The organism is Hasllibacter sp. MH4015, from assembly GCF_020177575.1.
Classification (GTDB): Bacteria; Pseudomonadota; Alphaproteobacteria; order Rhodobacterales; family Rhodobacteraceae; genus Gymnodinialimonas.
In genome coordinates this window covers 1,699,212-1,723,191 of sequence record NZ_JAHTBK010000001.1, presented here as the reverse complement: position 1 = coordinate 1,723,191, position 23,980 = coordinate 1,699,212, and the positions used below count along the sequence as shown (strand labels likewise).

The following is a 23,980-nucleotide window of genomic DNA, read 5'->3' as shown; positions in this document are numbered from 1 at the left end:
CAAGCCACCGGAGACAGTCGCGATGCATTGCGCAATTGACCGGACGGAGATGATATCGGGGCCCCTGGCCCCGGCCATCCGGCCTGCGCCCATCGCCACATCAGCACAACGTGACGCCTTGAAACTCGCACCGCGGGGCTTGGCCCCGGATCGGGGCGCGGGGCTGTTACGAGCAAGGATATCATGGCAAAAAAGATGCTCATCGATGCCACCCACGCGGAAGAGACCCGCGTTGTGGTGGCAGACGGCAACAAGGTTGAGGAATTCGACTTTGAGTCGCTGAACAAGCGGCAACTCGCAGGCAACATTTATCTGGCGAAAGTGACACGGGTAGAGCCGTCGTTGCAGGCCGCCTTCGTGGATTACGGCGGCAATCGCCACGGGTTCCTCGCGTTCTCGGAAATCCATCCCGATTACTACCAGATCCCCGTCGCGGACCGCGAGGCGCTTCTGGCCGAGGAACGCGCCTATGCCGAACAGCAGGCCCGGGAGGACGAGGAAGAAACCTCCAAACCAAAGCGCCGCCGCCGCCGCCGCCGGTCCGACACGAAGGCCGAGGAGACGAATGCCGATGCCGTGACCACCGGCGCACCCTCGGGCATGGATGTGGTGGAGCTTGACCCCGCCGATGAAGCCGCCGCCGAGGCCATGGCCGACGCGGTGGAGGAGAATATCGGCGCCGTACAAGGCGCGCCTGACGACGATGACACCGATGCCGGGGCGCCCGTGGATGAAGCCGATGCGCCGGAGACCGACGACGCGGCAGAGGCCAGCGACGACGGGGCCAGCGACGACAGGGCGAGCGAAGACGGGGCCGGGGATGACGATGCCAGCGACGAGGACGCGGCGGAGGTCGATCCGGCGGATGCCGCGGAAGACGACGCGGAAACCGTCGCCGACGATGATGACCAGGACGAGATCCGCCCGGTGCGCAAGCCGCGCCCGCGCAAATACAAGATCCAGGAGGTGGTGAAAGTCCGCCAGATCATGCTGGTTCAGGTCGTCAAGGAAGAGCGTGGCAACAAGGGTGCGGCGCTGACGACTTACCTCAGCCTTGCCGGTCGCTATTGCGTGTTGATGCCCAACACGGCGCGCGGTGGCGGGATTTCCCGCAAGATCACCAATGCCGCCGACCGCAAGAAGCTCAAGGAAATCGCCACGGCTTTGGACGTGCCGCAAGGCGCGGGCCTGATCGTGCGCACGGCGGGTGCGCAACGCACCAAGACCGAGATCAAGCGCGATTACGAATACCTGCAACGGCAATGGGAACAGATCCGCGAGTTGACGCTAAAAAGCATCGCACCCGCGCCGATCTACCAGGAAGGCGACCTGATCCACCGCACGATCCGCGACCTCTACAATCGCGATATCGGCGAGGTGATCGTGGAGGGCGAGGCGGGGTATCGCCACGCCAAGAACTTCATGAAGATGATCATGCCGTCCCACGCCAAGAACGTGAAACAGCATGTCGACCACATGCCGTTGTTCGCCAAGCACAAGGTTGAGTCGTACCTTGCGGACATGTTCAACCCGACGGTGCAGTTGAAATCCGGCGGTTACATCGTGATCGGCGTGACCGAGGCGTTGGTGGCCATCGACGTGAACTCCGGTCGGTCCACCAAGGAAGGCTCCATCGAGGATACGGCGCTCAAGACCAACCTTGAGGCGGCGGAAGAAGTGGCGCGGCAATTGCGCCTGCGCGATCTGGCGGGCCTGATCGTGATCGACTTCATCGACATGGATGAGCGGCGCAACAACAACGCCGTGGAAAAGCGCATCAAGGACCGGTTGAAGACCGACCGCGCGCGCATTCAGGTGGGGCGGATCTCAAGCTTTGGCCTGATGGAAATGTCGCGCCAGCGCCTGCGCCCCGGCATGCTGGAGGCCACGACGCAGGCCTGCCACCATTGCCACGGCACCGGCCTGGTGCGTTCGGATGACAGCCTTGCGCTTTCGATCCTTCGCCAGTTGGAAGAGGAGGGCACACGGGGCCGGTCCAAGGAAGTTGTCCTGACCGCACCGGTGGGCATCGTGAACTTCCTCATCAACTTCAAGCGCGACTATCTCGATGCGATCGAGGCGCGGACCGGCATGGCGATCCGGATCGAGGCGGACGCGTCGCTGGTCGTGCCGGATTTCAAGATCGAGAAGTTCAAGACCGCGACGCGCAAGATCACTGCGGTCGCCCCCGTCGTATCCATGGATGCGGCCCTTATGGATGACATCGACGGCGACGACGATGCCGCTGCGGTCGAAGAGGACGTGGTCGACACGCCCGAGGTTGAGGACGACGAACAGCCCCGCAAGAAGCGCCGCCGCCGCCGCGGGGGCCGTGGCCGCCGCCGCAACGGGGATGACGCATCCAACGGCGAGGGCGCGAAGGCAATTCCGAGGACGAGGGGGCGACCGAAGAGGCCGCGCCGGCCGAAGCCGACGGCGCCGCGCAAGGTGACGCCATGCCGGATGCCGAAGGCGACGAGGAGCAGCCCAAGAAGCGCCGCCGGTCGCGCCGGGGCGGACGGGGCCGCAAGCCGTCGGACAGTGACGAGACGGCGGAGGACACGACGCCCGAGGGGCCGGCCGATGCGCCGGTTGCCGCAGAGGCCGCGCCGGAGGCGCTTGAGGCGGCTGCCGACCCAGCGCCGGAGCCCGAGCCACAGCCTGAGCCTGAGCCCGAAGCGTCGATGGACCCGGAGCCCGCGCCGGAACCGGAGCCGGAGCCTGCACCCGAACCCGAGCCTGAACCCGTGGCGGCGGAGGCCGATCATGCCGCGTCCGACGAACCCGCCAAGCCCAAGCGGCGCGGCTGGTGGTCGCGCGGCTGACGCCAGCGGCCACCGTCCCGGGCCACGCCAGCGGTCAGACACGAAAAAGGGCGCTCCGACCGGGCGCCCTTTTGTTGTGAGGTCAAGGCTTCGCGTTACTCGGCGGTATCGCGCAGGACCGCGACGATGTCTTGCATGTTGGGAAGCGGGACGTAGCCCTGCACCAATTGGTCGCCGAAGACGAAGGACGGCGTGCCGGTGATACCCATGCGCTGCGCCAATTCGTAATTGTAGTCGATCGTGGCCTGCACCAGCGGGTCGTCCATGGCAGCGAAGATCGCCTCGCTGTCGAGGCCCAGATCGGTGGCCAGCCGCGCAAGGGCCAGCTCCGTCACGTCGGCGCGCATGGCCATCAGCCCGTCGCTGACCAGCTCATATGCCTCCCCGCCCAGGGCCACGCGGGTGGCAATGGCGAACTGGCTGGCAAGCGTCGATTGTTCGCCCAGTATCGGGAATTCCTTGGTGATGATGCGGATATTGCCGTCGGCGGCCACCAATTCCTCCACCTCCGGATGGGCGCGGCGGCAGAAGGAGCAGCGGTAATCGACGAATTCCACGATCACCACGTCGCCATCGGGATTGCCCCAGACATGGTCGAAAGCGGAATTGAAGAGTGCATTCTCGTTCTCGACCACGGCCAATTGTTGTGCCTCCGCCTCCGCCTCGGCCTGGCGTTGTTCCAGGACGGCGATGGCTTCCATCAGAACTTCGGGGTTTTCCAGCAGATAGGCGCGGATTTCCTCGCGGAAGGCCTGCCGTTCCGCCGCACTCATGTCGCCGATCTCGGTCGCGGCGACCGGCGCGGTCAACAGCGCCGCCGCGGCCGCGCCCATTAGCAATCGTTTCATCAAGTCACTCTCCGTCAGACGGTTCGGCACAGGCCTAGCACATCCAGCGCGCCTCGCCACCCCGCAGCCATTGACGCGGGCGCGCTCGGCTGGTTTCACCGATCACGAAACCTTGAGGTGCCCGATGCAACATTCCAGACGCGCGCAAGTCGATCCGTTCATCGTGATGGATGTCATGGAGCAAGCTCGCGCGGCGGAAGAGGCGGGCCGCCACATCATTCATATGGAGGTGGGTCAACCGGGCACCGGCGCGCCGGAGGCCGCGCGGGCGCAACTGGCCGAGGAGATGGGGCAGGGGCCGCTGGGATACACCGTGGCGCTGGGGCGGCCCGACCTGCGCGCGGAAATCGCGGCGCTTTACGGCGAATGGTACGATCTGGACATCGACCCCGCGCGGATCGTCTTGACCGCCGGGGCGTCGGGGGCCTTCATCCTCGCCTTCACCGCGCTTTTCGACGCGGGCGCGCGTGTAGCCTTGGGGGAGCCGTGTTACCCCTCCTACCGGCAGATCCTGACGGCCCTGTCGCTGGAACCGGTGGGCCTTCAGACCCAGGCCGACACGCGCTATCAGCCGACGCCTGCGCATCTGGAAGACGGCCTTGACGGCTTGATCGTGGCCAGCCCGGCCAACCCCACGGGGACCATGCTGTTCGAGCCGGAATTGCGCGCCTTGTCAGAGGCTTGCACGGAGCGGGGCATCGCGTTGATCTCCGACGAAATCTACCACGGCCTGCAATATGAGGGCCGCGCGGTCAGCGCGTTGGAGGTGACGGATGATGTCTATGTCATCAACTCGTTCTCCAAATACTTCTCCATGACTGGGTGGCGGTTGGGCTGGATGGTGGTGCCGCCGGATCACGTGCGGATCATCGAGCGGCTGGCCCAGAACATGTTCATCTGCCCGTCCCACGCGGCGCAGGTCGCGGCCCTTGGGGCGATGTCCGCCGAGGGCCGGGCGGAATTGGACGGGCACCGGGCGGTTTACGGACGCAATCGGCAAATCCTGCTGGACGGCTTGGCGCGCGCGGGTTTGACCAAGACCGCGCCGGCGGACGGGGCGTTCTACGTCTATGCAGATGTGGGCGAGTTCACCGACGACGCGCTTGTCTTCGCCGCCGACATCTTGCGAGAGGCCGGTGTGGCCGTGACGCCGGGTCTTGATTTCGACAAGACACGGGGCGCGCGGGCGTTGCGGTTTTCCTACGCCCGCAGCACCGCGGATATCGAGGAAGGGGTGGCGCGGCTGATCCGGTTCATGGCCGCGCGCAAAGGCTAGGCCACCGCGCGCCGATTTGGTACAAGGCTGCAAACAACAAGGGATCAACCCGGTGTTTCGAGCAGTCCTGATCGTCCTGATGCTGGTATGCGTACCAGTTTCCCCCCATGCCCAGACCCTTGGCGCGTTGGCGCGCGCCTTGCCCGACGGCTCGTCACTCACAAGCAACCGCCGCGGCGTGACGCTGCAGCTTGCCCTGTCGCAGGCGGTGCCGTTCCGGGTCTTCACGCTTGATGAACCGATGCGGGTCGTGATGGATTTTCGGGAGGTGAATTTCGACGCCTTGCCCGGCAATTTCAACGCGGCCCGCCCGGTGGACGGGATCGCGATGGGCGGATCCTCCACTCCGGGTTGGTCGCGTCTGGTCCTGACCCTGACCGAGCCGTTGCTGCCGGAGATCGCCGCGATGGAGACCGACCCCGCCACCGGCGAGGCCGCGATCACGCTTACCCTCGTCCCCACGGAGCCCGCGAGTTTTGCCGAAGCTGCCGGTGCGCCGCCCGGCGTGGGCGGCACGCTGCTTCCGGTCGTGACCGAGGCGCCCGTGCCGGCCGCGGGCGATACATTCATCGTGATGCTGGACCCCGGCCATGGCGGCATCGACCCCGGCGCTTTGCGCAACGGCTTTTCGGAGGCCGAACTGATCCTCGCCTTTGCCCGCGAATTGCGAGAGGTGATGCGCCGGACGGGGCGAATCGAAGTGGCGATGACCCGCGACAGCGACGTGTTCGTGCCCTTGCCCACGCGGGTGACGCTGGCGCGCGCGGCGGGGGCCGATCTGTTCATCTCGCTCCATGCCGATGCAATCGCGGAAGGGCGCGCGCAGGGTGCCACGGTCTACACCCTGTCGGACACCGCATCGGACGCGGCCACGGCGGCCCTGGCCGAACAGCACGACCGGGCGGACCTGTTGCAGGGCGTGGACCTGTCGGGGACGGACGATGAAATCGCGTCGGTCCTGATCGACCTTGCACGGGTTGAAAACGGGCCGCGCAGCCGGGCATTTGCCGATATCCTGGTGCAGGCCATCGACACGACGGGCCTCGACCTCCATGCACAGCCGAGGGGCGAGGGGGCGTTTTCCGTCCTGAAGGCCGCGGATTTCCCCGCCGTCCTTCTGGAGATCGGGTTCCTGAGTGAAGGGGGCGATCTGGAGAATATCCGCAATCCGCAATGGCGCGCGCGGATGCAGGCGGCGATCACGGGGGCCGTGATTGCGTGGGCGGAGGCCGATGCGGCAGCCGCGGCGTTGCGGCGGCAGTAGCATGGGCGCGGGGCCCGCGTCGCCGGTGCCGCGAATGTGACGATAAACCACCATTTTTCCCGGCGATTTCCCGCGCAAGCGTTTTGACCGGGCCCGCGCGCGCGCGTATACAGGCACATTATTGGGGAACGGCAGGCGTATCATGCGATTCATTATCGGAGTTTTCGGTGCGATTTTCAGCGCCGTGACACTTGGCCTCGTGTTTTCCGCGTTGGGGATTGGCGGGCTGATCTTCCTCTATTCCCGTGGCCTTCCGGACCATGAAACACTGGCGAATTACGCGCCGCCGACGATCAGCCGGATCTATTCGCGCCAGGGCATGATCGTGGACGAATTCGCATCGGAGCGGCGGCTATTCACGCCGGCCGAGGAAATCCCCGACCTGGTGGCTTTCGCGTTCGTATCGGCGGAAGATCGCAACTTCTACAACCACGCGGGCTATGACCCGCGCGCCATTGCCGCCGCCTTCGTGGAAGCGGTCCGGTCCCGGGGCCGCGATGTGCGCGGCGCCTCCACCATCACCCAGCAGGTGATGAAGAACTTCCTTCTGGACGGCTCCCGCACGGTGGAGCGGAAGGTGCGCGAGATCATCCTTGCCGCCCGGATCGAGCGTACGTTGAGCAAGGACCGCATTCTTGAGCTGTACCTCAACGAGATTTTCCTCGGCCAGAATTCCTATGGCGTGACTGCCGCCGCGCAGACCTATTTCAACGCGACGTTGGAGGATCTGACGCTGGAGCAGGTGGCCTACCTCGCCGCGCTTCCGCAGGCCCCGTCGCGGTTCCACCCGGTCGACGATTACGAGCGCGCCATCACGCGCCGGAATTACGTTCTGCGGGAGATGCACGAAAACGGCTATATCACCGAGGAAGAGATGGAGACGGCGCAGGCCGCGCCGCTGGAAACGGTGCAGGGCGGCCATATCGAAGCCTTCCGCTTCACCCGCCCGCCGCGCAACTACTTCACCGACGAAATCCGTCGCCAGTTGAGCGCGGAATACGGCGCCGACGAGTTCTTCTCGGGCGGGTATGCGGTGCGGTCGACCATGGATGAGAGCCTTCAGGAAGTGGCGGAGATGTCGCTGCGCCGGGCGCTGGAACGCTACGACCGCAACCTCGGCGTCTGGCGGGGGCCAACCGACACGATCGACCCGGCGCGGTTGAGCGACGAGGCAAGCTGGCGCGCGGCCCTGGCGGAGGCGGAAATTCCGCGCGACATCGACGGCTGGTTCGCCGCCGTGGTGCTGGAGGTCGGCGACAGTTCCGCCCGGATCGGGATCGAGGGGGTGGAGGAAGACGAGGACGGCCATTTCATCCCGGCCAATGATGTCACCTGGGCAAGGCCGCTGCGCGAGGATGGATCGCGCGGCAATACCGCCCGTGTGGCCGGGGATCTGCTGAGCGTGGGCGACGTGGTCCATGTCCGGCGCATGACCAGCGACAGCGACGGCAGCTTCCTCCGCTGGACGCTGCGGCAGGTGCCGGAGGTTCAGGGAGCGTTCATGGCGATGGATGTCCATACGGGCCGGGTGCTGGCGATGCAGGGCGGGTTCTCCTACCAGGCCTCGTCATTCAATCGCGCCACGCAGGCGACGCGGCAGCCGGGATCGTCCTTCAAGCCCTTCGTCTACGCGGCGGCTTTGGATTCAGGCTATAGTCCCAACACGATCGTGATCGACGCGCCCATCGAAGTGGCGACGGGGGAGGGGATCTGGCGACCCCAGAACGCGTCGAACCAGTTCTACGGGCCATCGCCGCTGCGCACCGGGATCGAGCGGTCGCGGAACCTGATGACCGTGCGCCTGGCGCAGGATGTGGGCATGGAAACCATCGCGCGCTACGCCGAACGCTTCGGGGTCTACGACGACATGCAGCCTTTCCTTGCGAATTCCCTGGGATCGCAGGAAACGACCCTGTTCCGCATGGTCGCGGCCTACGCGATGTTCGCCAATGGCGGCGAGCGGGTGGAGCCGACGCTCGTGGACCGAATCCAGAACCGTTATGGCGAGACCGTCTATCGCCACGACCAGCGCCTGTGCCCCGATTGTGAGCTGGCGTCCCTTGAAGAGGGGCTGGCGCCGCGGATCGTATCCACGCGCGAGCGGGTGATCGACCCGATCACCGCCTATCAGCTGACCTCCATGATGCGCGGCGTGGTCCAGCGCGGCACGGCGTCGGGCACGGTGAACCTGCCGGTGCCCACGGCGGGCAAGACCGGCACCACCAACGATGCGCGCGACGTCTGGTTCGTGGGCTTCACCTCCAACATCGTGGCGGGCTGCTATATCGGTTATGACCAGCCCGAAAGCCTTGGGCGCGGCGCGTCGGGTGGCGGGATGTGCGGCCCGGTGTTCCAGCGGTTCATGCTTGAGGCGATCGAGGAATACGGCTCGGGTGATTTCCCTGTGCCGGAGGGTGGCCAGTTCTACCCGATCGACCGCTTCTCGGGTGCGCGCTTGCCCGACGGGTCGCGCGGCGACCACGTGGTGTTCGAATTGTTCCGCGAAGGCGAAGAACCCTATGGCGGCATCCTGTCGATCATCGATGGCGGGTGGGCCATGTCCTCCGACATCCCGATGTTCGGGCGCGGGGATGAGGGCAATGGCGGCGGCGGGGCCGGGATCATCGTGGAGACTTCCGATGGCGACCGCGCGCGGGTGCCGACCGCCACCGGCTTCGGCACGTTAAGTTCCGGCGGGTTGTACTAGGCGGGCCAAGACGGCTCTCGGCGTCATTGTCAGGGCCATGAACGGCTTTGCCGTGATTCCGCATCCGCTTGAGCCTGACCCCGGCGCGCTTCGTGGATCGGTCCAGCCGGGCTGGACGCAGCATCCTCAATGAGCGTGGCCGGGCGTCCCGTCGCCTTTGATTTCGTCGGCCCCCAACCGGGTTGAGGGCGGCAGGGCGATCCACTACATCTGCGGAGCACGATCCGAGGAAGCCTTGCCCCATGCGCGCCGAGACCCAAGCCAATATCGAGAAGATCCGGAATTCCCTGACCCTTCTGGGCCAGCGGATGGATATCGAGACAGCCCCGCACCGCCTGGAGGAATTCAACGCGATGGTGGAGGATCCGAACCTCTGGAACGACCAGGAAAAGGCCCAGAAGCTGATGCGCGACCGGCAGGTGCTGGTCGACAAGTTGAAGACCTACGAGGCGATCAAGCAAGGGGTCGAGGATAATGCCGAGCTGATCGAACTGGGAGAGATGGAGGACGACGCGGAAGTGGTCGCGGAAGCCGAAGCCGCCCTCGCCACGCTGGTGGAAGAGGCGGCAGCGAAGGAGCTTGAGGCGCTTCTGGACGGAGAGGCTGACGCCAACGACACGTTCCTTGAAATCAATTCCGGCGCGGGTGGCACGGAAAGCTGCGACTGGGCGTCGATGCTGGCGCGGATGTACACGCGGTGGGCCGAAAAGCGTGGCTATGACGTGGAATTGCAAAGCTTCTCCCCCGGGGAAGAGGCGGGGATCAAATCGGCGGTCTACAAGATCAGCGGGCACAATGCCTATGGCTGGATGAAATCGGAATCGGGGGTGCATCGCCTCGTGCGGATCAGCCCGTTCGATTCAGCGGCCAAACGGCACACCTCTTTTACCTCCGTGAAGGTCTACCCGGTGGTCGACGACAGTATCGAGATCGAGGTGAACCCGTCCGATATCCGCATCGACACCTATCGATCCTCGGGCGCGGGCGGGCAGCACGTGAACACGACCGATTCCGCCGTGCGCATCACCCACCACCCGACCGGCATCGTGGTGACGAGTTCGGAGAAATCCCAGCACCAGAACCGTGACATCGCCATGAAGGCGCTGAAATCCCGGCTCTACCAGATGGAATTGGACAAGCGTTCGGCGCTGGTCAACGAGGCCCATGAGAATGCGGGTGACGCGGGCTGGGGCAATCAGATCCGGTCCTATGTCTTGCAGCCCTACCAGATGGTGAAGGATTTGCGGACGTCGTTCGAGACGTCCGACACGCAAGGGGTGCTGGACGGGAATATCGATGGGCTGATGGCGAGTGTTCTGGCCCACGGCGTGTCCGGCAAGGGCCGGGCGGAGGCCAACGCCGAGGAGTGAACGCGGGTGCGGCCCGCGCCTCACGGCGTTCGGCGGGCGCTTTCGGCCACATCAGCGGGGAGCGCGGGACCATGGATGATCTGTTGCAATCGGGCGCGGGCGATCTGAGCCGCCGCATTCACGCGCGGGACATCTCCCCCGTGGACCTGATGCGCGCGACGCTGGCACGGATTGACGCGGTGAACGGAGATGTGAACGCCATCGTGTCCCTGCGCGACCGCGAAGTGTTGATGGGCGAGGCGCGGGTGGCGGAGGCGATGGCGCGCGATGGTTGGCTCCACGGTATTCCGGTGGCGATCAAGGACCTCGTGGCGGTAAGGGGCGTGCGCTCCACCTGGGGGTTTCCGCCGCTCGCGGATTTCGTGCCGGAGGTCGATGACGGCCTGGCGCGGCGCCTGAAGGCCGCGGGCGCAATCGTGATCGGCAAGACCAACGTGCCGCAATTCGGTTTCGGTTCCCACAGCACGAACCCGGTTTTCGGGGCCACGCGCAACCCGTTTAACCGGGCGTTGAGCGCGGGCGGGTCGAGCGGCGGGGCGGCGGCAGCCTTGGCGACCGGAATGCTGAGCATCGCGGACGGGTCGGACATGATGGGGTCGCTCCGCAACCCGGCGGCGTGGAACGATGTCTGGGGCTTTCGGCCAAGTGTGGGGCTGGTGCCGGGGGAGGTGCGGGACAACGTTCTGCTCCACCGCCTGTCCACCCACGGGCCGATGGCGCGGAACGTGGCGGATTTGGGCCGCTTGCTGGAGACGCTGTGCGAGCGGCGGGTGGAGATCGCCGCGCCCGGCCCGCATCCGCGCATTGCATGGCTTGGCGATTGGGGTGGGGCCTACCCGATGGAAGCGGATTTGCTGCAAGCGGGGGAGGCGGCGGTGGCGCGCGCCGAAGATCTGGGGTGGCGGATCGAGGCCATCGCGCCGCCATTTCCGGCGGACGATATCTGGCGTGCTTGGACCGACCTGCGTGCGTTCGTCGTGGCGCAGGAGCTGGGGCGGTATTGTGCCGATCCGGTCGCGCGCGGGCAATTGAACGCGCAATGCCAATGGGAAATCGCGCGCGGCCTGTCCCTGACGGGCGCGGAGATCGAGGCCGCGACAACGACACGCCGCGCATTGCTTGCGGCCTTCGCGGACCTCTTCACCACATTCGATGCCCTCGTCCTGCCCGCAACCCAGATCTGGCCGTTCCCGGTGGAATGGGATTGGCCGAGGGAGGTCGGCGGCAGGCCCATGGACACCTACCATCGCTGGATGGAGGTCGTGGTTCCCGCCAGCCTGGCGGGTTTGCCGAGCCTCGGAGTGCCGGCGGGATACGGGGCGGGCGGGCTGCCCCACGGGCTCCAGCTGATCGGGCCGCACGGGGCGGATGCCCGCATCCTTGGCCTTGGGCAGGATTGGGAGCGGATGATCGGCCCGCGCCGCCCGCGCGATCCGGCCTGATCCGCACATTCTTTACGCGCCGGGAGGTCACGGGCTACACTTCCCGTGGGAGGATGCTGGCATGAGCGACATCACGGGCCATCCCGTCGGCGAGGGCGCCCCGGCGATCCGGGATATGGAAATGTCGGACCTGACCCGCGCCCTGCGCCTTGGATGGAAAGATTTCTTGCGCAAGCCGATGATGGGGCTGTTCTTTGCCAACGTCTATGTCATGGGCGGCTGGCTGATCTACCTGCTACTTTTCGTGCTGGAATATGAATGGCTTGCGATCCCGCTGACCTTCGGTTTCCCGCTTCTGGGGCCGTTTCTGGCGGTGGGGATGTACGAAGTGTCCCGCAGGCTGGAAGCGGGACAGGACACCTGGGCGCGGAACGAGATTTTCGGGGTGATCTGGCGTCAACGCCTGCGTCAGCTTCCGTCGATGGCGTGGGTGGTGATCGTCTATTTCCTGTTCTGGTCATTTTTCGCGCATATGCTGTTTGCCCTGTTCCTCGGGCCGTCGGCGCTCACGAATGTGACAAGCTCATACGCCTACCTGCTGCAGCCCGAAGGGATCACGATGCTGATCGTGGGGGGCGCGTTCGGGGCGGTCTTTGCGCTGGTGCTGTTCGTTCTGACGGTGGTGTCGTTGCCGCTTCTCCTGGATCGGGAGGTCGATTTCGTGACGGCGATGATCACGTCCGTCGCCGTGGTACGGCAAAACCCGCAGGTCATGCTGGTCTGGGGCGCCGTGATCGCGGGGCTGACATTCCTTGCGATGCTGCCGGGATTGCTGGGGCTTTACGTCGTGCTGCCGATCCTGGGCCACGCGACGTGGCATATCTATCGCTTCGCCACCGTCGCCGCGGGTGACGGGGTGGCGAGGTAGGCAATGGCGGCCCCGAGGGCCGTGATGATCGCCACGATGTAGCACAGGATCGCGAAGGCGGTGGTCATCGCCGCCCCGTGGCCGGGCGTGTCGGAGAATTCCCCGAAGCTCGCCATGCCGCCCGCCGCTCCATAGGCCTGCGCCGCGACCGACCCCATCAGCGCCACGGCGATCAGGCCCGCCACCCGGCTTACGGCGTTGTTGAGGCCCGAGGCTGTGCCCGAGCGATCCTCCGGCACCGATCCCATGATCGCCGTCGAAAGCGGGCTGACGACAAGGCCGAGGCCGAGCCCCAGGAGGATCGTGCCGGGCATCACGGCCAGCCAGAAATCTTGAAGCGGCGCGCTAAGCCCCAGGATCGCGAAGGCCAGCGCCACGATCATCCCGCCGCCGCCGATCATGCGCCCCGGCCCGTATTTGTCGGACCATGCCCCGGCCTTGGCCGACAACGCGCCGATGAAAACCGACAGGGGCGCGAAAGCGAGCGATGTCAGCGTCTCTGCCACGCCCCAGCCCGCGATCAATGTCATTGGCAGGAAGAACAGGACCGTGCTGAGCCCGAAATAGATGAGGAACGTGGCGAGGTTCGCCGCCGAGAAGGTGCGGTTGGAGAAGAGGCTGAGGGGAACCATCGGATGGGCGTTGCGCCCCTCCCACAGAAGGAAGGCAATGAGGCAGGCAAAGCCGCTTCCTAGAAGCGCGAGGGTGCGGGGGGTGAAGCCGTCGAAACCCGTCAACGCGAGGGCGATCAGGGCAAGTGAGGCGGAAATCAACGCCGCGCCGGGCAGGTCCAGCGGATGGTCAGGCTGCGCCGGGTCGGCCTTGGCATGGGCCATGATGAGCCAGATGGCGAGCCCGCCGAGCGGCAGGTTGATCGCGAACAGCCAGCGCCAGACCTCCGGCCCGCCGAAGCTGAGCGCGACGCCACCCAGGATCGGACCAAGCGCGGTGGTGATGGCCGAGGATGCCGCCCAGATGCCGATGGCGCGGCCCCGATCCTCCTTCGGATAGGCGCGCGCGATCAGCGCCAGGGAGCCGGGCACCATGACGGCCGCACCAAGGCCCTTGAGCGCACGGCCCGCGATCATCACTTCCGTTGTCGGCGCCACGGCGCAGATCAGGGAGGCGAGGACGAAGACGCCGATGCCCGCCACGAAGGTCCGCGCAAGTCCGAACCGGTCGCCGATGGCACCGCCCAGGAGGATCAGCGCCGACAGCGGCAGCAGGTAGGCGTTGTTGATCCATTGCCCCTCGGGCAGGGACGCGCCAAGGCCGTCGCGGATGGCGGGCAATGCGATGGAGATGATCGTGCCGTCGATGAAGCCAAGCGCGGAGGCGAGGATGCACGCGACCAGCACGTAGGGCCGCGCCTCCGGCGCGCAGAGGGGCGGCAAAGAAAAGCCGGGCGATTGGCCCGGCTGATCCTGTGTCAGATCTGGTGTCGGCCCGGTCAGGCTCAGCTATCCTTGGCCGAGGGCTGTGGCACGGGGCCTGCCGCGGCGGGACGCGGGATCGAGGAGGACGGCGCGATGGAGGAGGACGGCGCCTCCGCCCCCGACGATCCGCCGGTGCTGACCGATGTGCGCGGCGCGGGGTTGTTCGCGCCCGTCGACAGCGGATCTTCGGCGCGCTGCACGGACCCTTCGAAATGGGCGCCGCTTTCGATCGCGATGGTCTTGTGGATGATGTCGCCTTCGACCTTGGCGGTCGAGGTCAGGCGGACCTTGAGGCCGCGGACCCGGCCCACGACACGGCCCGTGACGACGATGTCGTCCGCCACGATCTCACCTTCGATATTGGCACTTTCGCCCACGGTCAGAAGGTGCGCGCGGATGTCGCCCTGAACCGTGCCTTCGACCTGGATATCGCCCGTCGTGCGCAGGTTGCCCACGATGGTCAGGTCGGAGCTGAGCATCGACGGCTGCGGCTTGGATTTGCTGCCCGTGGATGCGGCGGAGGTGTTCGACTTGTTCATGCTGTCTCCCGAGGTTGAGCCCGACGCAGAGGCCGAACCGGCACCGGTGGACCCTGCATCGGCGCCACCGCCTTGCTTGGGTCCGGGTTCGTTGATCTTGGATTTAGAAAACATTGCGTCCTGCCCTTATGAAGGTCATCGGGTTAACGGGGTCCCCATTTCGGCGCACTTCATAGTGCAAATGCGTCCCCGTACACCGGCCCGTGCAGCCCATATCACCTAAGAGTTCGCCGCGCGAGACCCTTTCCCCTTCGCTGACCCGGATGCGCGTCAGGTGCGCGTAGCGGGTTGTGTATCCGTGGCTGTGTTGAATCTCCACCATCAGACCGTAACCGCTTTGACGGCCGGCGAAAATGACCGTTCCCGCCCCACCGGCCACGATCGGCGTGCCCCTGCCACCGGCGAAGTCCACACCGGCATGAAGCCGCTGACCGCCGTTGATCGGGTCGCGGCGATAGCCGAAGCCGGAGGTGTTGCGGAAGTTGCCTGCCACCGGCACAGCGAAGGGAAGCTGTTCGGCGGCCAGGCGATGCAGATTGATCTCGTCAAGCGCCGACAGAAGTTCATTGGCGCGCAGCGACAGGGGGTCGGGGTCGCCGCCGGTGGTGGAGACGATGGGCATCAGCGGCCCGCCCTGACCGGAATAGCCGCGGCGCACACTTTCGATCAGATCGTCGGTGCTGAGCCCCGCGGCGCTGAACATCTCGTCCAGCGGCTCCATGGAGACGGCGACGGCCTCTTCCAGCTGGCGGAACACGCGGTTCTGGCGTTCCTCCATCAGCGCGGCCTCGAATTGAAGCTCCACGATGGTCTGCTCGGCCTCCGCCATCATCGTGTAGCCGTCGTCGCGCGATTCCGCGGTCAGGGCGAGGGCTTCGGTGAGGAAGGCGAGGGTCTGTTCAAGCTCCTGCTCGCGCGCGGCGGCGGTCTGCACGGTGCCGGTATCGGCGCGGAGTTCGTTTTCGAGCGATGCAGCGGCGAGGCGCGCCTCGTCCCGTTCGTCGATGGTGCGTCGCAAGGTGGCCTGGATCACGTCGACGGCGGTTTCCAGTTCGCGGCGCCGTTCCTCACTGTCGAGGATGCGGGTCTGCATGTTGGAGACCTGGTCCATCGCAAGCGCGAAGCGTTCCTGGGCGGCGGCAGCGGCGGCGGCGCGTTCGTCGCGTTCCAGCGCCAGGGCGTTCATCCGCTCCTGGTACATGGCCTGTTCGCGGATGCTCTGATCCCGGACATTGCCGGACGAGATCGTGTCGATCAGGAAAATCGAGGTGACGATGACCGTCCACCCCACGAAAACGGCGGAGCCGAACATCAGCCCGGCCTGGGTCACGGGGCGCAGGCGAATGAATCGCGTACCATCCTCCGATTTCAGGAAGAGCCGTTGTTCCGGCAGGTGCCGTTCAAGCGCCGCATTCACGCGACTTAAAAGCCGAGATGTCACTGTCCTTACGCCTCGCTTCCCCTTGGTAATTATGCCCGCGCACCGACTTGTCCCCGGCGGCAGCGGCGGGTGGCTTGGGGATAAGACACACCGCTCATTGTCTCAACACCCTAATCAACAACCGCTTAAAGCGCACCAAAAAATGCACGAATCCGGCGAAAAACCGCCGATTTTGGTGAGGTTCTTGTACCAGATCGGGCGGTCACTGGGCCAACGGCCAGTAAAAGTCGGGCGGAATGCCCGCCTCGGCGCGCTTTTCCTCGTTGAAGGGTGGCTTGAGGGACCCGTGAAAGTAGCGCCGGACAAGGTCGTGGAACGCTTCTTTCGGGTCGAGGTCGTGGCGGCCGCACAGGAAATGGAACCACTTCGAGCCATAGGCGACGTGATGCACTTCCTCGGCATAAATCACCTTGAGCGCATCCACCGCCATCGCGGCCGTCGGGTCATCCTTCGCCCGCTCGAACAGCCCGATCATGCCCGGGGTGACGTCGAGGCCGCGGGCCTCCAACACCATTGGCACGACGGCAAGGCGGCCCATCAGATCGTCCTTCGTGTCATCGGCGGCACGCCACATGCCGGCATGGGCGGACAGGGCGCCGTAATGGCTGCCGCCCGCCTCTAGGCAATCGGCCATCAGGTTGAAATGCTTGGATTCCTCGTCCGCCGCGCGCACCCAATCGTCGAAGAAGCCGATCGGCAGGGGTGTGCCGGAAAACCGCGCGATGATGTCCCAATGCAGATCGACAGCATTCAGCTCGATATGCGCCACGGCGTGCAGGATCGCCGTGCGCCCCTTCGCGGTTCCGGGCTTTCGGCGGGGTACGTCGCGCGGGTCCAGAAGCTCCGGCGCGTCCGGTCGCGCGGGCTGCTCGGGGGGCGTGGCAAGGCCGATCTCGGGCCGCGCGCCACCCTGTCGCGCCGCCTGCCATTGCGCCGCGAAACGCCGGGACAGGGCGGTCTTTGCGCGCGCATCGGCGGTGCGTAGGACCTGATCGGCCATGTCGGAAAGGGGGATCATCGCGGTCGCTTTCGGGCTTGCGGGGAAGGGCGGGCGGATCAGAGGGCGCGCGCGGCCTCCAGCACCGCCTCGGCATGGCCCGGCACTTTCACCTTGTGCCAGATCTGAGCGATGTTGCCTTGCCCGTCGATCAGGAACGTGGCGCGTTCGATGCCCATGTATTTTTTGCCGTACATGTTCTTCTCCACCCACGTCCCGTATTGCTCGCAGATATCGGCCTCGGCGTCGGAGACGAGGGTGACGCCAAGGTCATGTTTCGCAATGAACTTCTCGTGCTTGGCAGCGGTGTCCTTGGAGATGCCGAGGATCACGGTGTTGGCCTCCGCAAAGGCATCGGCGAGACCGGTGAAGGCGATCGCCTCCTTCGTGCAGCCGGGCGTGTCGTCCTTGGGATAGAAATACAGCACGACATTCTGCGGGCGGAGATCGGACAGGGTCACATCGCCGCCGCCATCGCGGGGCAAGGTGAAATCCGGGGCGGGCTGGCCGGGTTCAAGCATTCTTCATCACTCCTGGTCTAGGGCGGATCACGGGCCGCGCTTCGGGTTTGCAAGCTAGGCGAATTGCAGCGAGAATAAAGGCACAAGATCGGGGCGGAGCAGCCGGGCGATATGACAGAGGATCCCACAGAGCCGGCCAAGGCACGGTCGGGGCGGGCCCGGCGGTGGATCATCGCGGGACTGTTGGTGCTGTCGGTCCTTGTTTTCCTGCCTGCGGGCGCAATGTGGGTGCGGCTTTACGCGGCCCCGATGAGCCTGCCGGAGGCGATTCAGGACCGGATCGAGGCGCGGATCAACGCGTCCATGCGCGCGGGCGATCTCGCCATAGGCGACATGGTGCTGGCACTGCCCCAGGGCGGGCGGGCCCCGGCGCTGGAATTCCGGGACGTGGAATTGCGAACACCGGAGGGGGAGGTGCGCGCGGCCCTGCCGGCGTTGCGCGCACGAGTGGCACCAGGCCCGCTACTGCGCGGCCGGATGGAGGTGCGGCGCGTCGTGATCACCGGGGCAGGCGTGAACCTGACCCGGTCCGAGGATGGGCGCATCGACCTTGATTTCGCGGGCGCTGCCGATGCCCAGGCCGAGGCGGCGGAACTGAGTCTGGTGGAGACGCTGGCCCGGCTCGACACCATGTTCTCCGGCGCGGTCTTCAGCGGTCTGGAAGAGGTGCGGGGCGAAGCGTTGGAGGTGCAGCTGTCCGACGAATTGAGCGGACAGGTCTTGCGCCTGCACGGGGCGGAGATGCGGCTGGTGCGCGCGGGCCTGCGCCTCAACCTCGACATGGCAGGAGAGTTGGAGGGCAGTCGCAACGCGCGGTTGCGGATCACGCTGGACCGCGACCGGCGGCTTGGCGTGACCGAGTTGGGCATGGAATTCGACACGCTGGCCGCCCGCGACCTGGCCGCCAGCACTCCGGCGCTCGCGTGGCTCGACCTCATGCGGGCCCCGATTGACGGGGCACTGCGGGCGGCCATGGCCGATGACGGAACGATCGGCGCGGTCGAGGGGTGGATCGACGTGGGCGCGGGCGTGCTGAGCCTGCCGGGGCAGGCGGCACCCCTGGCCTTTCAGCGGATCGAGGCGGCGCTGGATTACGACCCCAACACCGGACGCGCGATGTTCGAGCGGCTGATGCTGCGGGCCGATGCGCTGACCTTCGCGGGCCATGGCCATGCGGATGTGTCTCCCGAAGGCGACGTGTTCACCGGTCAATTCAGCCTCAGCGACATCACCGCCGATCCCGAGGGCATGTTCGATGCCGCCGTGGCGCTGGACGGGGCGGAGGTGGATTTGCGCCTGCATCTGGGCGATGCGGTGATGCTGGAGGTCGGACAGGCGGTGCTGTTCCGGGGCGATATGCGCGCCACGGCGCGGGGCCGGATGCAGGCCGATGCGGCCGGTCTTGCCCTGTCGGTCGATGCGCAGCTGGACGAGGCGGATCTGCCGACGATTATGTCCTACTGGCCGGTGGCCGCGATCCCCAACACGCGCTGGTGGGTGCAGGAGCGCCTGATCGCGGCGCGTGCAAGCGGGGTCGATTTCGCGTTTCGACAGGCGGCAGGCGCGCGCCCGCACCACGAATTGTCGTTCGATTTCAACGGGGCCGACATTCGGGCCTTGCCCGCCGCCCCGCCCATCCGCGGCGCGTCCGGCTACCTGAACCTGATCGACACGCAACTGGTCGTGGGCCTGGATGGCGGTGGCGTGGGTGTGGAGGGGCAGGGACAGGTCGGGCTGGCCGGTTCGCGCATGGTGATCGAGAATGTCGCCGTGCCCGGTCCGCTGGCCGTGTTCGACCTGGAATTGCAGGGCGCGTTGCCCGATCTGATGCATGTGCTGGCCGGCCCCCCCTTCGCCGTGCTGGAGACGAGCGGATTCGCGCCCGATGAAATCGGCCAGGGCCGCGTGCGCGCGACGGCAGAGCTGGCCACGCACCTCGTGGACCGTCCCCCCGATGCGGGGATGGGCGACCTCGATATACGTGTGGACGCGATTGTCACGAATTACCGCGGGTCGGAATTGGTGCCGGATCGCCTGCTCACCGCCGACCGGATCGTCGTGGCGATGGATAACGAGGCGTTGACCATCGGCGGCCCGGCGGAACTGGACGGCGTGTCGGTCACGGGCCAATGGCGTGTTGCCATGGCCCCCGATGCGCCGCCCGGAAGCCAGGTGCGCGCGCGCGCCACCCTGTCGCGGGACGCGTTGGCGCGGTTCGGGGTGGAGCTACCGGCCTGGCTGATCTCGGGCCGGGGGGAGGCCGATGTCATCGTCTACCTGCGCGCCAACGGCCCGGCGAGCGTCTCCGTCTCCTCCGATCTGGACGGGATCGCGCTGGCCATCCCGGCGCTTGCGTGGTCGATGCCGGCGGGCCGCACGGGTGCTTTTTCCGCCGATATTCGCTTGGGCGACCGGCCCGCCGTCTCAAACCTCGTGCTGGAAGGGGCGGGGCTGAGCCTTGAGGGGGCTGTCAGCTTTACCGAGGACGGATGGCTGAACCGCCTGTCCGCCGGGCGCTTCCGGGTGGGCCAATGGCTGGACGTGCAGGGTGGGTTGATCGGGCGGCGCAACCAGACGCCGGGGATCGAGATTTCCAGCGGCATCCTCGATTTCCGGACCATGCCGTCGCTCGCCAATACCGGCGGGTCGTCGGGCGATGTGGGTCCGCTGAACATCGCGCTGGACCGGTTGCAGATCACCGGCGGCATCGCCCTGACCGATCTGCGCGCCGATCTGGACGGCGCTTCGATGAGCGGGAATTTCCGGGGCCGTGTGAACGGCGCGGCTGCGGTGAGCGGCCAATTGGTGCCCAGTGCAAACGGCCCCTCTGTCCGCCTGCAAAGTGCCGATGGCGGCGCGGTTCTGCGTGCGGCCGACATTTTCGAGAACATGCATGGCGGGCAATTCGACCTGATCCTCGCCGCGCGTCCGGAGGCGGGTCAATATGACGGGCGCGTCACGATCGACGGGCCGCGCATGCGCAACGCCCCTGTCATGGCGGAATTGCTGAACCTGATTTCCGTCGTGGGCCTGTTGGAACAGCTTGGCGGCGAGGGCATCAATATGGGCGAGGTGGAGGCGCGGTTCCGCATCACCCCCCAGCGCCTGTTCCTTGAGGAAGGCACGGCGGTCGGCCCGTCGATGGGGATATCCATGGACGGGGTCTATGACGTCGCCTCCGAACGGTTCGAGGTGCAGGGCGTCGTGTCTCCCCTCTACCTCGTGAACGGGGTGTTGGGGGCCCTGTTCGCGCCGCGCCGGGAGGGCTTGTTCGGCTTCAACTATCGCGCCATCTACGACGGGTCCGAGACGAGTGTTTCGGTCAATCCCCTGTCGATCCTGACACCGGGGATCTTCCGCGAGATCTTCCGCGCGCCGCCGCCGGATTTCGGTGATGGGGACGGCTGATGCGCTTGGATGATTTCGATTTCGACCTGCCGGAGCGGTTGATCGCGACGCGGCCTGCGCGGCCCCGATCCTCGGCCAAGCTGCTGCTGGCGGACGGGGACGCGATCCACGACCATGTCGTGTCCGACCTGCCGGGGCTGTTGCGAGCGGGCGACCGTCTGATCCTCAACGACACCCGCGTGATCCCCGCGCGCCTGACCGGATATCGCATGCGCCAGACGCCCGAGGGGGAGGTGCGCGCCAAGATCGAAGTGACCCTGATGGAGCCGCAGGCCGACCAGACCTGGACGGCGCTGGCCAAGCCGATGCGCAAGTTGCGTGTGGGCGAGAAAATCATTTTTTCCAACGACCTGTCAGCGGATGTTCACGCGATGGATGAAGGTCTTCGTTTGGCCTTCAACCTGGCGGGGGACGATTTCGACACGGCCTTGAATGCCGCGGGCGCCATGCCGCTGCCGCCCTACATAGCGGGCAAGCGCGCGCCGGATGAACGGGACCGGGACGATTACCAGACGATCTGGGCCGACCGTCTAGGCGCCGTCGCGGCCCCCACGGCCAGCCTGCATTTCGATCCGCCCCTGTTGGAGGCGCTTCGCGCGCACGGGATCGACATGAGCTTCGTGACGCTCCATGTCGGCGCGGGCACGTTCCTGCCCGTGACGGTCGACGATGTCACCACCCACAAGATGCACGCCGAATGGGGCGAGGTGCGCGCCCGGGCCGCGGCAGAAATGAACGCGACCCGGCAGGCCGGGGGGCGGATCATCCCGGTGGGCACAACCGCGCTGCGCCTGATCGAATCCGCGGCCCGGACCGATGGCACGATGCAGTCCTTCGAGGGAACGACGGACATCTTCATCTACCCCGGATACGCGTGGAAGATCACCGACGCCCTGATGACGAATTTCCACCTGCCGAAATCGACGCTTTTGATGCTCGTCTCCGCATTGATGGGCAAGGACAGGATGGACCGTGTCTACGCCCACGCCATTGCGCAGGATTACCGGTTCTTTTCCTATGGCGACGCATCTTTGCTGATCCCGTCGCAAACCTGACAGATGCGGCCCTGCGATTCGGCCCAGACCGGGGCAGAGCACGCATCGGTCCCGAGTGGCCACACCACGAGGAGTTCACCATGATTGCCGTCATCCGCAGCGCGTGGGCGCTTCTTCTGGGCATGTTCCTCTTGCAGATCGGCAATGGCCTGCAAGGCTCTCTCATGGGGGTGCGCGGTGCGATCGAGGGTTTTTCGACCTTCGAATTGTCGCTGATCGGGTCGGCCTATTTCCTCGGGTTCCTGGGGGGCAGCCGCATGGCGCCGATGTTCATCGCGCGGGTGGGCCATGTGCGGGTCTTCGCGGCGCTCGGCTCCTTCATCTCGGCCATCGTGATCTCCTTTCCCATCGTCACGGAGCCGATTGCGTGGATGATCCTGCGCGTGGCGCTCGGCTTCAGCCTCTCGGGGGTCTATGTCACCGCCGAATCGTGGCTCAACAACGGGGCCACGAACGAGACGCGGGGCCAGGCGCTGTCGACCTATATGCTGATGCAGATGATGGGGCTGGTGGCGGGGCAGGGCATTCTGGCCGCGGGCGATCCGTCGGGCTGGATCCTGTTCATCATTCCTTCGATCCTTGTCTCGCTCAGCTTTGCGCCGATCCTTCTATCTGCCGTGCCGACCCCGTCGATCGAGGCGACGCGCCCGATGTCGCTCAGGCAGCTATTCGTCGCCTCCCCCTTCGGCGTGGTGGGCATGTTGCTTCTGGGCGGCGTCTTTGCGGGGCAATTCGCCATGGCACCGGTCTATGCCACGGAAGTGGGGCTGAGCCTTGGGCAATTGTCGGCCTTCATCTCGTCGTTCTTCGTGGGGGCGATCGTCCTGCAATACCCGATCGGGTGGATGTCCGACCGGATGGATCGCCGCGTGTTGATCGTGATGGCCGCCGGGTTGGGCGCGCTCGTGGCGCTGGCCGGGGTGGTTCTGGCGCAAAGCTATGTCGCCCTTCTGGTCATCGCGGCCCTGTCGGGCGGTCTGGCGCAGCCGCTTTATGCGCTGCTGATCGCCTATATCAACGACTACCTGGAGGTGGAGGACATGGCCGCCGCATCGGGGGGCATGGTCTTCGTCAACGGGATCGGGGCCATCGGCGGCCCGCCGATCCTTGGCCTGATGATGGGTTGGATGGGGCCGAGCGGGTTCTGGTTGTTCCTTGCCCTCGTGCTGCTGGCGGTCACAATCTACGGCCTTTACCGGATGACGCGGCGGGCCTCGGCTTACGTGGAAGAGGATGATTACGACGCCGTGCCCTATGCCAACCTGATGCCCGGCGCCGGATCGGCGGTTGCGGTGGAGACCGCGCAGGAGTTGTATGTCGAGGCGGCCGAGGAAATGGCCAGCGACGGCAGCGACACGGGGGAGGCGACGAAATGACCGATGCGGCAGAGGTTCTGGAGTTTTGGGAAACTGCGGGGCCGGAGAAATGGTACGCCAAGGATGACGATTTCGATCAGGCCATCCGCGACAGGTTCATGTCCGCGTGGCAGGCGGCCCATGACGGCACCCTTGATGATTGGGCCGTGGATGCGAATGGCGCGCTGGGTCTTATCATCTTGCTCGACCAATTTCCCCGAAACATGTTCCGCGACGACCCCCGCGCCTTTGCGACCGATGCCATGGGCCGCGACGTGGCGGGCAAGATGCTCGCCCAGGGCTGGGACCGGGAGATCGAGGGCACGATGCGGCAGTTCGCCTATATGCCCTTCATGCATTCCGAGGAGATGGCCCACCAGGATATCGCCGTCGACCTGATGGAGACGCGGATGGAGGAGGGGAACAACGACCTTCACGCGCGCGTTCACCGGGAAATCATCCGCCGCTTCGGGCGGTTCCCTTATCGTAACGAGGCGCTTGGCCGGTCCACGACAGAGGCGGAGCAGGCGTTTCTTGATGACGGCGGCTACGGCGCGATCCTGCGCGAGATGGAGGATGCGGCGTGATCCGCTGACCCATGCGCCGCTTGCAACCCGGCCTGCGACCT

Annotated in this window: 16 protein-coding genes and 1 pseudogene; 11 read left to right on the top strand and 6 right to left on the bottom strand. The window is 66.1% G+C overall.

The genetic code is table 11. The annotated features are described in order from the left end of the window. Nucleotides 1-183 precede the first annotated feature (183 nt). Nucleotides 184-2,825 (top strand): annotated as a pseudogene (locus KUW62_RS08890) (ribonuclease E/G). 95 nt (nt 2,826-2,920) lie between these two features. On the opposite strand, the gene KUW62_RS08885 reads toward KUW62_RS08890, so the two are convergent. Continuing rightward, complete coding sequence (locus KUW62_RS08885) at nt 2,921-3,673, bottom strand: DsbA family protein (RefSeq protein WP_224815128.1); 753 nt, start codon at nt 3,671-3,673, stop codon at nt 2,921-2,923. Nucleotides 3,674-3,797: 124 nt separating this feature from the next. Between KUW62_RS08885 and KUW62_RS08880 the strand changes: the two genes are divergently transcribed. From KUW62_RS08880 to KUW62_RS08855, 6 genes are all read left to right on the top strand, one after another. Then, nucleotides 3,798-4,949 carry a pyridoxal phosphate-dependent aminotransferase gene (locus KUW62_RS08880; RefSeq protein WP_224815127.1) on the top strand — a complete coding sequence of 384 codons (1,152 nt, stop codon included), beginning with the start codon at nt 3,798-3,800 and terminating at the stop codon, nt 4,947-4,949. A gap of 52 nt (nt 4,950-5,001) precedes the next feature. Next, the gene (locus KUW62_RS08875) at nt 5,002-6,213 is read left to right on the top strand and encodes an N-acetylmuramoyl-L-alanine amidase (RefSeq protein ID WP_224815126.1); all 1,212 of its coding nucleotides are present in this window, start codon (nt 5,002-5,004) and stop codon (nt 6,211-6,213) included. Nucleotides 6,214-6,352: 139 nt separating this feature from the next. Beyond that, nucleotides 6,353-8,920 (top strand): penicillin-binding protein 1A, encoded by a 2,568-nt coding sequence (locus KUW62_RS08870; RefSeq protein WP_224817077.1) that lies wholly within the window; start codon nt 6,353-6,355, stop codon nt 8,918-8,920. A 242-nt stretch (nt 8,921-9,162) separates the two neighbouring features. Next, a complete protein-coding gene (gene prfB / locus KUW62_RS08865; RefSeq protein WP_224815125.1) occupies nt 9,163-10,290 on the top strand; it encodes a peptide chain release factor 2 in 1,128 nt (375 codons plus the stop codon). A 71-nt stretch (nt 10,291-10,361) separates the two neighbouring features. Continuing rightward, entirely contained in the window at nt 10,362-11,732 is a 1,371-nt protein-coding gene (locus tag KUW62_RS08860; RefSeq protein ID WP_224815124.1) for an amidase, read from the top strand. Nucleotides 11,733-11,793: 61 nt separating this feature from the next. Next, entirely contained in the window at nt 11,794-12,600 is an 807-nt protein-coding gene (locus tag KUW62_RS08855) for a DUF2189 domain-containing protein (protein WP_224815123.1), read from the top strand. Here KUW62_RS08855 and KUW62_RS08850 read toward each other — a convergent pair. The 5 genes from KUW62_RS08850 to bcp all read right to left on the bottom strand — a co-directional run bounded on the left by KUW62_RS08850 (nt 12,555) and on the right by bcp (nt 17,534). Beyond that, entirely contained in the window at nt 12,555-13,958 is a 1,404-nt protein-coding gene (locus KUW62_RS08850; RefSeq protein ID WP_224815122.1) for an MFS transporter, read from the bottom strand. The two genes, KUW62_RS08855 and KUW62_RS08850, sit on opposite strands and share 46 nt — an antisense overlap. 98 nt (nt 13,959-14,056) lie before the next feature. Continuing rightward, nucleotides 14,057-14,689, bottom strand: coding sequence for a polymer-forming cytoskeletal protein (locus tag KUW62_RS08845; RefSeq protein WP_224815121.1), 633 nt, complete (start codon nt 14,687-14,689; stop codon nt 14,057-14,059). Continuing rightward, nucleotides 14,679-16,016 (bottom strand): DUF5930 domain-containing protein, encoded by a 1,338-nt coding sequence (locus KUW62_RS08840; protein WP_224815120.1) that lies wholly within the window; start codon nt 16,014-16,016, stop codon nt 14,679-14,681. Before KUW62_RS08840 ends, KUW62_RS08845 begins: the two co-directional genes overlap by 11 nt. Nucleotides 16,017-16,218: 202 nt before the next feature. Continuing rightward, on the bottom strand, nt 16,219-17,034 hold the full coding sequence (locus KUW62_RS08835) for a ferritin-like domain-containing protein (protein WP_224815119.1): 816 nt from the start codon (nt 17,032-17,034) through the stop codon (nt 16,219-16,221). Between the two features lie 38 nt (nt 17,035-17,072). Further along, nucleotides 17,073-17,534, bottom strand: a complete 462-nt coding sequence (bcp, locus tag KUW62_RS08830; protein ID WP_224815118.1) for a thioredoxin-dependent thiol peroxidase — start codon at nt 17,532-17,534, stop codon at nt 17,073-17,075. 111 nt (nt 17,535-17,645) lie between these two features. Between bcp and KUW62_RS08825 the strand changes: the two genes are divergently transcribed. The 4 genes from KUW62_RS08825 to KUW62_RS08810 all read left to right on the top strand — a co-directional run bounded on the left by KUW62_RS08825 (nt 17,646) and on the right by KUW62_RS08810 (nt 23,939). Then, nucleotides 17,646-20,942, top strand: coding sequence for a hypothetical protein (locus KUW62_RS08825; RefSeq protein WP_224815117.1), 3,297 nt, complete (start codon nt 17,646-17,648; stop codon nt 20,940-20,942). Continuing rightward, the gene (gene queA, locus KUW62_RS08820; RefSeq protein WP_224815116.1) at nt 20,942-21,997 is read left to right on the top strand and encodes a tRNA preQ1(34) S-adenosylmethionine ribosyltransferase-isomerase QueA; all 1,056 of its coding nucleotides are present in this window, start codon (nt 20,942-20,944) and stop codon (nt 21,995-21,997) included. The genes KUW62_RS08825 and queA overlap by 1 nt, the downstream gene beginning before the upstream one ends. An 80-nt stretch (nt 21,998-22,077) precedes the next feature. Beyond that, the gene (locus tag KUW62_RS08815; RefSeq protein ID WP_224815115.1) at nt 22,078-23,373 is read left to right on the top strand and encodes an MFS transporter; all 1,296 of its coding nucleotides are present in this window, start codon (nt 22,078-22,080) and stop codon (nt 23,371-23,373) included. Beyond that, entirely contained in the window at nt 23,370-23,939 is a 570-nt protein-coding gene (locus KUW62_RS08810; protein WP_224815114.1) for a DUF924 family protein, read from the top strand. The genes KUW62_RS08815 and KUW62_RS08810 overlap by 4 nt, the downstream gene beginning before the upstream one ends. Nucleotides 23,940-23,980 lie beyond the last annotated feature (41 nt).